Here is a 12096-nt window from a genome sequence, read left to right on the forward strand (position 1 = left end):
ACATACACACGAGACAAACATGAAACACATCGACCTGCACAAGCTGGCGGACGAGGCCAGATTCAACGGCTTTCACCGGGGCGTCCTGCTCTGGTGCGCGCTGATCATCATCTTCGATGGCTACGACCTGGCCGTCGCCGGCATCGCCCTGCCGTCGATCATGAAAGAGATGGGTGTGAGCCCGACCAACGCGGGCTTCATGGTGAGCTCGGCGCTGTTCGGCATGATGTTCGGCGCGATCTTTCTCGGCACCATTGCCGACAAGATCGGCCGGCGCCGCGCCATCGCCATCTGCATTGCGCTGTTCAGCGTGTTCACCGCAGCGGCGGGCCTGACAAGCGACCCGGTGACCTTCAGCGTGATGCGCTTCCTCGCCGGCCTCGGCATCGGCGGCGTGATGCCGAACGTGGTGGCGCAGATGACCGAGTACTCGCCCCGCAAGATTCGCAGCACCATGGTCACGCTGATGTTCAGCGGCTATGCGGTGGGCGGCATGCTGGCGGCGGTGGTGGGCAAGGGCCTGATTGAGAGTCATGGCTGGCAGTCGGTGTTCCTGGCAGCGGCCCTGCCGGTCCTGCTGATCCCGGTGATTCTCAAGTCCATGCCGGAGTCCATGCCCTACCTGATCAAGACCGGGCAGAAGGCGCAGCTGCAGCACATCGCTGCGCAGCTGAGCCCCGGCTACCAGCCACAGCCGGGCGATTCGTTCGACCTGCCACAGCAGGACCGTGACACCAGCGCGCCCATCGGCAAGCTGTTCCAGGACGGCCGGGGTTTCAGCACCCTGATGTTCTGGGTGGCCTTCTTCATGTGCCTGTTCATGGTCTACGCACTCAGCTCATGGCTCACCAAGCTGATGGCGGGTGCAGGCTACACGCTGGGTTCGGCGCTGACCTTCGTTCTCGTGCTGAATTTCGGCGGCATGGTCGGTGCCATCGGCGGAGGCTGGCTGGCCGACCGCTTCCACATCAAGTACGTGCTGGTCGGCATGTACCTGCTGGCCGCGCTGTCCATCAGCCTGCTGGGTTACCCGGTGCCCACGTCGGTGCTGTTCGTGCTGGTCGGTCTGGCGGGTGCTTCGACCATCGGCACACAGATCGTGACCTACGCCTATGTGGGCCAGTACTACCCGATGGCGGTGCGCTCCACCGGCATCGGCTGGGCCTCGGGCGTCGGCCGCAGCGGCGCCATTCTCGCGCCCATCGTCATCGGTAGCCTCGTGGCCATGGCGCTGCCACTGGAACGCAACTTCATGGCCATCGCCTTGCCGGCGGTGATCGCGGCGGTGGCGGTGTTCTGCATTCGCCACAGCCGTGCTGCTCAGGCGCACCGCGCCCACGGCGCTGTGGTGCCGGGCGTCGTCCCGGCGGCCGCTGCCAAGTGACGCGGCCCCGTTGACGCTAGGCCAACACTTCACTTCAGAAACGTTCTCATGATCAACAAGATCGCCCAATCGGTCGCCGACGCCCTGGCGGGCATCCAGGACGGCGCTACCGTCCTGATCGGCGGCTTCGGCACCGCCGGTATTCCCAACGAGCTCATCGACGGCCTGATCGCGCAGGGCGCGAAGGACCTCACCGTCGTCAACAACAACGCCGGCAACGCCGACGTGGGCCTGGCCGCGCTGCTGCAGGCCGGTCGCGTGCGCAAGATCATCTGCAGCTTCCCGCGCCAGGCCGACAGTCACGTGTTCGACGGCCTGTACCGCGCTGGCAAGCTGGAGCTGGAACTGGTGCCGCAAGGCAACCTGGCCGAGCGCATCCGTGCGGCTGGCGCTGGCATCGGCGCTTTTTTCTGCCCGACCGGCTTCGGCACGGAGCTGGCCGGTGACCGCGAGACGCGTGAGATCGACGGCAAGCAGTACGTGCTGGAGTACCCCATCCATGGCGACGTGGCCTTGATCAAAGCCGAGGCGGGTGACCGCTGGGGCAACCTGGTCTATCGCAAGGCCGCGCGCAACTTCGGCCCGGTGATGGCCATGGCCGCGCGGCGCACCATCGCCACCGTGCACGACATCGTGGAGCTGGGCGCGCTGGACCCGGAGACCATCGTCACGCCCGGCATCTTCGTCAGCCAGATCGTTCGCATCGACCGCGTGGCCACCCAGGCCGGCGGCTTCAAGAAGGCGGCATGAGCATGACCACCACATACCCACGTCGCACCAAGGACCAGCTCGCCGCGCGCGTGGCGCTGGACATCTTCGACGGCGCCGTCGTCAACCTGGGCATTGGCCAGCCCACGCTGGTGGCCAACCACCTGCCCGCGGGGCGCGAGGTGATCCTGCACAGCGAGAACGGCATCCTGGGCATGGGCGCCGCACCCGCTGCGGGCAGCGAAGACTACGACCTGATCAACGCCGGCAAGCAGCCGGTCACGCTGCTGCCCGGAGGCGCGTACTTCCACCATGCCGACAGCTTCGCGATGATGCGCGGTGGGCACCTGGACATCTGTGTGCTGGGCGCCTTCCAGGTCTCGGCAACGGGCGACCTGGCCAACTGGAGCACCGGCGAGCCCGGCGCGATTCCCGCCGTCGGCGGGGCCATGGACCTGGCCATCGGTGCCAAGCAGACCTGGGTGATGATGGATCTGCTGACCAAGCAGGGCGCCAGCAAGATCGTCGAGCGCTGCACCTACCCGCTGACCGGCCTGGCCTGCGTCAAGCGCATCTACACCGACCTGGCCACCTTCGCCTGCACACCGCATGGCCTGCAGTTGGTGGACGCCGTCGCGGGCCTGAGCCGCGAGGCGCTGGAAGGCATCGTCGGCTTGCCTATTGCCGACGCTGCGCCTGCTGCGCCATGACTTTTGCCACTTCGAGACACCCCATGACCACATCCGTTTTCATCTGCGACGCCGTGCGCACCCCCTTCGGCAAGTACGGCGGCGCGCTGTCGTCCGTGCGGCCCGACGACCTGGGCGCCGTGGTGCTCAAGGCCCTGGCCGAGCGCAACCCGCGCGTGGACTGGCGCGCGGTCGATGATGTGGTCTTCGGCTGCGCCAACCAGGCCGGCGAAGACAACCGCAACGTGGCGCGCATGTCGTTGCTGCTGGCCGGCCTGCCGCTGGAGGTGCCCGGTACCACCGTCAACCGGCTGTGCGGTTCGGGCATGGACGCCATCGGCATCGCGGCGCGCGCCATCAAGTCGGGCGAGACCGGTCTGATGGTCGCGGGCGGTGTGGAGAGCATGAGCCGTGCGCCTTTCGTCGTGCCCAAAGCCGAGTCGGCCTTCTCGCGCAGCAACGCCATCCAGGACACCACCATTGGCTGGCGCTTGGTCAACCCCAAGATGAAAGCGCTGCACGGCGTGGACGCCATGCCCGAGACGGCCGAGAACGTGGCAGACGATTTCAAGGTGTCGCGCGAAGACCAGGACCTTTTCGCCTGGCGCAGCCAGGCCAAGGCCGCGGCCGCGCAGAAGGCGGGTTACTTTGCCGCTGAAATCGTGCCGGTCGCCGTGCCGCAGCGCAAGGGCGATGCGGTGCATGTGACGGTGGACGAACACCCGCGCGGGACCACGCTGGAGGCTCTGGCCAAGCTCAAGCCTGTGGTGCGACCGGGCGGCAGCGTGACGGCCGGCAACGCCAGTGGTGTGAACGACGGGGCCTGCGCCGTGCTGCTGGCCAGCGCTGCGGCCGCCGAGCGCCATGGGCTCACGCCCCGCGCCAGGGTGGTGGGCATGGCCACGGCCGGTGTGGCCCCACGCATCATGGGCATCGGCCCCGCACCGGCCACGCTGAAGGTGTTGGCGCAGACCGGGCTCACGCTGGCGCAGATGGACGTGATCGAGCTGAACGAAGCCTTCGCCTCGCAGGGCCTGGCCGTGCTGCGCCAACTGGGCCTGGCCGACGACGACGCACGTGTGAACCCGCAAGGCGGCGCCATCGCCCTGGGCCACCCGCTGGGCGCCAGCGGCGCGCGGCTGGTGACCACCGCCGTGGCCCAACTGCACCGCACCGGCGGCCGCTACGCGCTGTGCACGATGTGCATCGGCGTGGGTCAGGGCATCGCGCTCATCGTCGAACGTGTTTGAAGCAGACCAGCCATGCCGCAACCGAGCCATTCTTCCCCCGTCTCACTGGATACCGCGCGCGGCACGTTCCGCGTCACGATCGACGGCGACGCCGACGCACCGGCGCTGATCCTGTCCAACTCCCTGGGCACCACGCTGGAGATGTGGGACCCGCAGGTCGCCGCGTTCTCAGAACACCACCGGCTGATCCGGTACGACACCCGCGGCCACGGCGGCAGCCCGGTGACGCCAGGCCCCTACCGCTTCGCCGATCTGGGCCAGGACGTGCTGGCCGTGCTGGACGCATTGGGCGTCGCACGGGCCGCGTTCTGCGGTATTTCGATGGGGGGGCACACCGGCCTGTGGCTGGGCATCCATGCCGCCAGCCGCTTCAACGCCATCGCCGTGTGCAACAGCGCCGCGCTGATCGGCACGGCACAAGGGTGGAACGATCGGGCGGCGATGGTCCGCGAAGGCGGTCAGGCCAGCATGCAGGCCCTGGCCGCGTCGGCCCCTGGCCGATGGTTCAGCGCGGATTTTGTCCAGGCGCAACCGGCCACGGTGGAACGGGCGCAAGCCTGGATCGCCGGCATCTCGCCGCAGGGCTATGCCGCTTGCTGCGAGGCCCTGGCCACATCGGACCTGCGCGAGGACCTCGGCCGTATCACCGTTCCCACGTTGCTGCTCGCGGGCGCGTCGGACCCGGTCACCACCGTGGCCGACGCCCAGACCATGCAGAGGGGCATTGCCGGTGCGCAGCTGGCCGTGGTGCCCGCCTCCCATCTGTCCAACCTGGAGGCGCCCCAGGCGTTCGACCAGGCCGTGCTCCGTTTTCTTTCCACCCCACGGCTCTCTGCCTGATCAAAAGGACATCCCATGCTGTATCTGGTTCACATGGTCGTCGACATCCCATCCACGCTCGCTCCGGAAGAGGCGGCACGCATCAAGGCCGAGGAGAAGGCCTACTCGCAGCAATTGCAGAGCGCCGGCAAGTGGCCTCACCTCTGGCGCGTGGTGGGTGAGTACGCCAACTACAGCGTGTTCGACGTGGAGAGTAACGACGAACTGCACAACACGCTGAGCAACTTGCCACTGTTCCCGTTCATGAAGATCACGGTCACGGCGCTGGCCAAGCATCCGTCGTCCATTGTCTAGTGCACGGCCGTTCACAGGCGAACCACGGTCGTACTGGCCGCCGCCGTGGGGAGGTCCTGCTCTGCAATGGCGCTGACCGAAACCCGGTGGTCCATAACACCCGTCAAGCGGGTCGTGTCCTTGACGTGGTCGCTGTGCTGGCTGAGCACGCGCACGAAGGTGTTTGCTGGCGGGTTGTCATTCGGCTGAAAGCCCATGTCCAACAGGCGGAAAGCGATGGCCTGTTGCAGGCGATCTGGCGCAGGTCGGACGTGGGGTGCGTCCGGCTCTCGGTATCGATGCCGCGCGACCGGTCTGGCCAGTGCTTGTCTCGGCACACGACTGGATCATGAACCCCCTGGCACTTCCCAGACCCGATCACCACCCACCGCATGAAACCGCCGACCCGGCGCCGCCGGCAGGGCATGTCCGCCGGTGAAGGCACCAAAGGCTGGCAGCACGGCCTGCCCCGGTTCGCTGACGAAGCAGGGCAGGCGCAGGGCGTCGCGTGCGCGGCCGCTGAGGTGGACCACCGGGTGCAGGTGGCCGGCGAGGATGAAGTGGGTCGGGTGGCGGTCGCCGTCCGGACGCGGGTGGTGGCAGCAGGCAAACGGGCCGAGCAGCCAGGGCTCGTCCACCACCTCGATGCCGGCCTCGGGCGGCGGGTCGCCGGCGCGGTCGTCGTGGTTGCCGCGCACCAGGGTCCTGGCGATGCCGTGGTGCCGCGCGCGCCAGTCGCACAGCGCCTGCAGCACCGACGGCGTTCGGCCCGACGCAGCGTGCAGGAAGTCACCCAGGCACACCAGGCGCAGGGGTTGGTGTTCTGCGATCAGTGCGTCCAGCCGCGCGAGGTTGTCTTGCGTCGTGCCGCCGGGCACGGGCTGGCCCTGGGCGCGGTAGCTGGCGGCCTTGCCCAGGTGCAGGTCGGCGATGAAGAGGGTCTGCCCGGCCGGCCACCAGAGGGCGTGCGCGGGCAGCAGGTGCAGCGCCTCACCGGCCCAGTGGACGGTGGCGTGCGGTGTCATGCGATCCGGCGCCGGGCCGCTCCAAGCCGGATCAGCCCCCTCGGGGGGCAGCGACCCGCGCAGCGGTGGAGCGTGGGGGCTCATGCGTAAGCGTAGGTGCCGCCTTTTTTCAGGGCGGCCTGGTACGCCGGGCGGGCGTGGATCTTCTTCAGCCAGGCCATGGTGGCCGGACGCGAGGGGCCGAGGCCGGCGCGCGAGACGGCGGCTTCGAGCGGGAAGCTCATCATGATGTCGGCCGCGGTCATGGCCTTGCCGGCGAACCAGGGGCGCGAGGCCAGCACCTGTTCCACATAGTCCAGGTGCACGTCGACCATGGGTTGCACCTTTTTCACGGCGACCTTGCCGATCAGCGGCACCTTGCTCATGGCCAGCATGAGCAGCAGGTTGGGCATGACCGAGCCTTCGGCGTAGTGCATGAATTGGCGGTATTGCAGCAGCCCTTCGCCCTGGTCGGTGGGGCCCAGCTTCCCGGTCTTGTCCACCAGGTATTCGCAGATGGCGCCGGTTTCCACCAGCTTGAGCGGGCCGTCTTCGAGCACGGGCGACTTGCCCAGCGGGTGCACCTGTTTCAGCTCGGGCGGGGCCAGCATGGTGGCCTTGTTGCGTTCGTAGAAGCGGATCTCGTAGGGCAGTTGCAGTTCTTCGAGCAGCCACAGCAGGCGCTGCGAGCGGGAGTTGTTGAGGTGGTGGACGATGAGGCTCATGGTGAAGAGTCCAGAGAGAAAGGTCCTGATGGAGGCGCCTGTGCAGGGGCGGGTGGACCCGCATTGTGCGGGCTGGCGCGCGCCCCTGCAGCCGGATCAGCCACCGCTGCGAAGCAGCATGGCCGGGCTCAGGCGCATCTGCGACAGCAGGTAGCGCGCGCCCAGGGCCATGCTCAGGCCGCTGACGGCCAGCGCGGTGACGCCGCCGCTCCAGTACAGGCCGGCGGGGCTCATGTCCAGCCGCCACAGCAGCAGGCCGGTGGCCAGGGCGCTGCCGGCCAGCAGGGCGAAGCCGGCCGTGACGCTGGCCAGCAGCACGTATTCCCACACCAGCACGCCGCGCAGCAGCGAGTGGCGCGCGCCCAGCGCGTGCATCACCGTCGCGTCGTACAGCTGGCGGCTGCGGCTGGCGGCGACCACGCTGGCCAGCACCAGCAGGCTGGCCGCCAGGCACACGCCGGCCACCACGCTCAGGCCGCCGCTGGCGCGGCCCATCAGCGCGCGGGTTTCGCGCAGCATGGACTCGGTGCGCGCGGTGGCGATGTTGGGCGCGGCGGCGGCCAGCCGGTCCTGCGCGTCCAGCGTGTGCTCGGCCGGCATCCAGGCCGCGCCCACGTGGCGGGTGATGAAGGGGTCGAGCACGCCGTCGCTGAAGATGGCTTCCAGCCACAGGCGCGACTGCATGCGCCGCTGGCTGTAGATGGCGGCCAGTTGCGCTTCCACCGGCTGGCCCAGGATCTCGAAGCGCAGGCGGTCGCCGACCTGCAGGCCCAGTTGATCGGCCTCGCGGTCTTCCATCGCCACCAGCGGCTCGCCGCGGTGGTCGGCCGGCCACCAGGCGCCGCGGTCGATGACCACGTCGTCGAAGTTGCCGCTGCGGTCGCTGAGCTTGTGCTCATCGCGCGATTCGCGGTTGCGCTCGCTGTCGCCGCTTTCGCGCAAGGCCTCGCCGTTGACGGCGAGCAGGCGGCCCAGCACCAGCGGCGCGGTTTTCACGCCCTGCAGGCCGGGCGAGGCCTGCAGCGTCTCGCGCAGCAGCGGGATCTGGTCGGTCTGCACGTCGTAGAACACCAGGGCCGGCGCCTGCGCGGGCACGGTGTCGTTCACGGTGCGCAGCAGCGTGACCACCACCAGGGTGCAGGCCACCAGCAGAGTGAGCGCCGAGCCCAGCGAGAGCAGGGCGGTGCGCAGCGGCGACTGCGGCTGCTGCAGGCCCGCCAGCGCCAGTTGCAGCGGCAGGGGCAATGCGCGGTGGTGCTGCAGCCGAGCGGCCACGCGGCGCAGGCCGCGCGTGGCGCCGTCCAGCACCGCCAGCACGGCGGCGGTGGCGGCCACAAAGACCAGGCCAAAGCGCGGGTCGGGCAGGGTGGCCACCAGCAGCGCCAGCGTCAGCACCGCGGCGCCCAGGGTGGCCCGGCGTGCCCAGCGCGGCACGGACAGCGTGGCGCCCTCGGTGCCGCGGAACAGCACGGCCGGCGAGACCGACAGCGCACGCCCCAGCGCCGGCAGCGAAAACGCCAGCGCGGTGAGCACGCCAAACAGCAGCGCCACCAGCGCGGGCTGCCACAGCCCGCCGAGCAGGAAGGCCAAGGGCAGCTTGTCCGCCGCCAGCTGCGCACCGGCCAGCGCCAGCCCCAGCCCGATGGCCACGCCCACCGCGCTGGCCAGCAGCGCGAGCAGCCCGATCTGCAGCAGCACGAAAGCCGCCAGCCGCCGGTCGCGCAGGCCCAGCGCGCGCAGCGTGGCCAGGCCGGTGAGCTTGCCCTGCAGGTAGGCCTGCACGCTGTTGAACACGCCCAGGCCGCCGATGAACAGGGCCGAGAAGCCGATCAGCAGCAGGCCCGAGCCGATCTGGCCCAGCACCTCGGCCATGCGGTCGCTGCGCTCGTCGAAGCTGCGCACCTCGGCGTCCAGCGCCGGAAAGGCCGCAAGGAAAGCGTCCCGCCAGGCGGGTGCCGCTTCGCTGGTGCGCACGCGGTACTGGTATTCGACGCGGCTGAGCGGCTGCACCAGGCCGGTGGCCATGAGCGCGCCCTCGGCCACCAGCACCGGCGCGGCGCCCCAGTCGGCGCGCAGGCTGCGGTCGGGCTGGCGCACGATGAGGGCGCGCACGGTGAGCTGCAGGTCGCCGATGTCGACACGGTCGCCGGGTTTCAGACCCAGGCGGGTGGCGAGCGAGGCGTCGATGGCCGCGCCCCATTGCGCGTCCTGTTGGCCGTCGCGTTGCGTCAGCGCGTCGGCCAGCGTGCCGGCCGGCTGCAGCGCCACCGTGCCAACCAGCGGGTAGGCGCCGTCGGCGCTCATCAGCTCGATGAGCTGCGCGCGGCCGGCTTCGGTGCGCAGCATGGTGCGCAGCTCGATCACGCGGGAGACGGTGCCGCGCGCCTGCATCCAGGCCAGCGCGTCGGCCGGCAGCGGCGTGGGCGATTCCACCTCCACGTCGCCACCGAACAGCAGGCGCGCGTCGTGGCGCAGCGCGTCGGCCACCTGGCGGTACAGGCCGCCGCCCGCGGCCACCAGCGACACGCCCAGCACCAGGCAGGCGACGAAGATCCACAGCCGCCGGCCGCTGGCGCGCAGGTCGCGCCAGGCCAGGTCAAGCAGGAAGGGCATGGGCGCTCTCCGGCTGGCGGGGCATGGGCGCTTCGAGGGGCGTCTCGTGCAACTGCCCGTCGTGCAGGCGCAGCACGCGGTCGCAGCGGGCGGCAAAGTCCAGGTCGTGCGTGACCAGCACCAGGGTGGTGCCCAGCTCGCGGTTGAGGCTGAACAGCAGCTCGCGCACCGACTCGGCGGTCTGGTCGTCGAGGTTGCCGGTGGGCTCGTCGGCCAGCAGCAGCTGCGGCCGGTGCACCAGGGCGCGGGCAATGGCCACGCGTTGTTGCTCGCCACCCGAGAGTTGCGACGGCCGGTGGTGCAGCCGGTCGCCCAGGCCGACGCGGCGCAGCATGTCGGCTGCGGCCTCGCGCGCGCCGCTGGCACCGGCCATCTGCAGCGGCAGGGCGGCGTTGTCCAGCGCGCTCAGGCTGGGCAGCAGGTGGAAGCTCTGGAACACGATGCCGATGCGCTCGCGCCGCAGGTCGGCCAGGCCGTCGCTGTCCAGGCTGGCCAGGTCGGTGCCGGCGATGCGGATGCTGCCGGCCGCCGGCCGCTCCAGGCCACTGAGCAGCAACAGCAGCGATGTCTTGCCCGAGCCCGACGGCCCGGCGATGGCCACGCGCGTGCCGGCGGCGATGCGCAGCTGCACGTCGCGCAGCACCGTCACCTGACGGGGGCCGAGGTCGTAGTGCATGGACAGGCCGTCGGCCTCGATCAGGTGGGGGGTGGATTGGGGCATGGGCGGTGTGAGGGGCAACGGGCGATCAAGTTCCCGGCCGCGCGGCACCGCTCCGTTCAGCGCGGACGACGCGGGCGGTGCGGCCGGCGTTCGCGTTGGGCGCCTGCGGTCTTAGTGTCTGGCGCGCCTTCGCGGCCGAAGGCCAGCGATTCGCGCACCGCATCGGCGTCGTTGCCGGTCGTCCCGCCCGCGGCTTTTTCCAGCTGCGCCAGCATGCGGGCGATGCGGTCGGCCACGCTTTCGTTGCTGAGCTTCTCGCGCAGGCGTTCGATCATCAGCGGGAAGGCGAACGGGGTCGCGCGTTCCAGCGGCTTGAGCACCAGCGCCTGCCGCGCCATGCGGTGCAGGGCCTGGCGCAGGCGGCCGATCTCCAGCTCCTGCGCCAGCAGTTCGGCCTCGGCCTGCTGCAGCAGGCGGTTGCCGGGGTCGTACTTGCGGAAGACTTCCCAGAAAAGGCTGCTGGAGGCCTGCAGCTGCCGGCTGCTGCGCTTTTCGCCCGGGTGGCCCTGAAAGATCAGACCCGAGACGCGCGCGATTTCGCGGAAGCGCCGCTGCGCCAGTTCGCTGGCGTTCAGGCTCTGCAGGATCTCGCTGAGCAACCGGGCTTCGTCGGTCTGCTCCTTCAGCAGCTCGGGCAGCAGCGACGGCCAGTCAATGTCTGTCGCGCTCAGCAGTTCGAAGCCGTAGTCGTTGACCGCGATGGAGAAGGTGTTGGGCGCCCACTGCGCCACGCGCCAGGCGATCAGGTTCGCCAGGCCCAGGTGCGCGTGCCGGCCGGCGAAGGGGTAGAGGAAGAGGTGCGTGCCTTCGCGCGAGTGCATCACCTCGGCCAGCAGGGTCTCGGGCGAGGGCAGGGCCGACCACTGTGCCTGCAAGTCCAGCAACGGTTTGGCCGCCTGCAGTTCGGGGTCGTCGTGGTCGCCGGCCTGCACCCGCGCCAGCTGCGCCACCACCGCGTCGGCCAGCGTGGTCGAGAGCGGCATCTTGCCGCCGTTCCAGCGTGGCACGGCGGGCTTGCGGCCGGTCGCGCGTTTGACCCAGGCGGTCATGTCGTGGATGCGCACCAGCTCCAGCAGGCGCCCGCCGAAGGTAAAGCAGTCGCCGGGTTTCAGGCGTGCGGCAAAGCTCTCTTCGACATTGCCGATCTTGCTGCCGCCCACGTACTGCACCGCCATACTCGCGTCGCTGACGATGGTGCCGATGTTCATGCGGTGGCGCCGCGCCAGCCGCGCGTCCGGCACGCGCCAGACGCCGTGTTGATCGGCCACCACGCGGTGGTAGTCCGGGTAGGCGGCGAGCGAGGCGCCGCCCTGCGAAACGAAGTCCAGGCACCAGCGCCAGTGCTCGTCGGGCAGCTCGGCGTAGGCGGCGGTGGTTCCGATTTCCACCAGCAGTTCGTCGGGCCTGAAGCCGCCGCCCAGCGCGACGGTCACCAGGTGCTGCACCAGCACGTCCAGCGGCTGCTTCGGCGTTTCACGCGCCTCGATCAACCCGGTCTTCACGGCGGCGCGCGCCGCCGCGCCTTCCACCAGCTCCAGGCTGTGCGTGGGCACGATGCTCACGCGCGAGGGCCGGCCCGGCGCGTGACCCGAGCGACCCGCGCGCTGCAGCAGCCGCGCAATGCCCTTGGGCGAACCGATCGGCAGCACGCGCTCCACCGGCAGGAAGTCCACGCCCAGGTCCAGGCTGCTGGTGCAGACCACGGCGCGCAGCTCGCCGGCCTTCAGCCCGGCCTCCACCCACTCGCGCACCGAACGGTCCAGCGAGCCGTGGTGCAGCGCGATCAGGCCCGCCCACTCGGGTTTGGCATCGAGCAGCGCCTGGTACCAGATCTCGGCCTGCGAGCGCGTGTTGGTGAACACCAGCGTGCTGCCGCTGGTGGCGATCTC

At 70.0% G+C, this 12096-nt stretch carries 12 protein-coding genes; 6 read left to right on the forward strand and 6 right to left on the reverse strand.

Going from position 1 to position 12096, the window contains the following annotated elements; genetic code table 11:
- Positions 1-19 precede the first annotated feature (19 nt).
- From ACR2JA_RS07830 to catC, 6 genes are read left to right on the forward strand one after another with little or no spacing between them, the layout of a single operon-like run.
- The gene (locus tag ACR2JA_RS07830) at positions 20-1384 is read left to right on the forward strand and encodes an MFS transporter (protein ID WP_434008535.1); all 1365 of its coding nucleotides are present in this window, start codon (positions 20-22) and stop codon (positions 1382-1384) included.
- Positions 1385-1432: 48 nt separating this feature from the next.
- Positions 1433-2134 carry a 3-oxoacid CoA-transferase subunit A gene (locus ACR2JA_RS07835; protein WP_434008536.1) on the forward strand — a complete coding sequence of 234 codons (702 nt, stop codon included), beginning with the start codon at positions 1433-1435 and terminating at the stop codon, positions 2132-2134.
- Positions 2131-2802 (forward strand): 3-oxoacid CoA-transferase subunit B, encoded by a 672-nt coding sequence (locus ACR2JA_RS07840; RefSeq protein ID WP_434008537.1) that lies wholly within the window; start codon positions 2131-2133, stop codon positions 2800-2802. Before ACR2JA_RS07835 ends, ACR2JA_RS07840 begins: the two co-directional genes overlap by 4 nt.
- A gap of 23 nt (positions 2803-2825) precedes the next feature.
- Entirely contained in the window at positions 2826-4031 is a 1206-nt protein-coding gene (gene pcaF, locus ACR2JA_RS07845) for a 3-oxoadipyl-CoA thiolase (RefSeq protein WP_434008538.1), read from the forward strand.
- A gap of 12 nt (positions 4032-4043) precedes the next feature.
- Entirely contained in the window at positions 4044-4871 is an 828-nt protein-coding gene (gene pcaD, locus ACR2JA_RS07850; RefSeq protein ID WP_434008539.1) for a 3-oxoadipate enol-lactonase, read from the forward strand.
- A 15-nt stretch (positions 4872-4886) separates the two neighbouring features.
- Entirely contained in the window at positions 4887-5165 is a 279-nt protein-coding gene (gene catC, locus ACR2JA_RS07855) for a muconolactone Delta-isomerase (RefSeq protein WP_434008540.1), read from the forward strand.
- Positions 5166-5176: 11 nt separating this feature from the next.
- On the opposite strand, the gene ACR2JA_RS07860 is transcribed toward catC, so the two are convergent.
- From ACR2JA_RS07860 to ACR2JA_RS07885, 6 genes are all read right to left on the reverse strand, one after another.
- Positions 5177-5362 carry a hypothetical protein gene (locus tag ACR2JA_RS07860; RefSeq protein ID WP_434008541.1) on the reverse strand — a complete coding sequence of 62 codons (186 nt, stop codon included), beginning with the start codon at positions 5360-5362 and terminating at the stop codon, positions 5177-5179.
- A gap of 129 nt (positions 5363-5491) precedes the next feature.
- Positions 5492-6169: a ligase-associated DNA damage response endonuclease PdeM gene (pdeM, locus tag ACR2JA_RS07865; RefSeq protein ID WP_434008542.1), complete on the reverse strand. Its 678-nt coding sequence runs from the start codon at positions 6167-6169 to the stop codon at positions 5492-5494.
- Between the two features lie 80 nt (positions 6170-6249).
- Positions 6250-6873 (reverse strand): glutathione S-transferase family protein, encoded by a 624-nt coding sequence (locus ACR2JA_RS07870; protein ID WP_434008543.1) that lies wholly within the window; start codon positions 6871-6873, stop codon positions 6250-6252.
- A 96-nt stretch (positions 6874-6969) separates the two neighbouring features.
- The gene (locus ACR2JA_RS07875) at positions 6970-9486 is read right to left on the reverse strand and encodes an ABC transporter permease (protein WP_434008544.1); all 2517 of its coding nucleotides are present in this window, start codon (positions 9484-9486) and stop codon (positions 6970-6972) included.
- Positions 9470-10207, reverse strand: coding sequence for an ABC transporter ATP-binding protein (locus ACR2JA_RS07880; RefSeq protein ID WP_434008545.1), 738 nt, complete (start codon positions 10205-10207; stop codon positions 9470-9472). The genes ACR2JA_RS07875 and ACR2JA_RS07880 overlap by 17 nt, the downstream gene beginning before the upstream one ends.
- A gap of 56 nt (positions 10208-10263) precedes the next feature.
- Positions 10264-12096: helicase-related protein (locus ACR2JA_RS07885; protein ID WP_434008546.1), on the reverse strand; the 1833-nt coding region annotated here is incomplete at its 5' end.

This window comes from Hydrogenophaga sp., from assembly GCF_051007235.1.
Lineage (GTDB): Bacteria > Pseudomonadota > Gammaproteobacteria > Burkholderiales > Burkholderiaceae_C > Hydrogenophaga.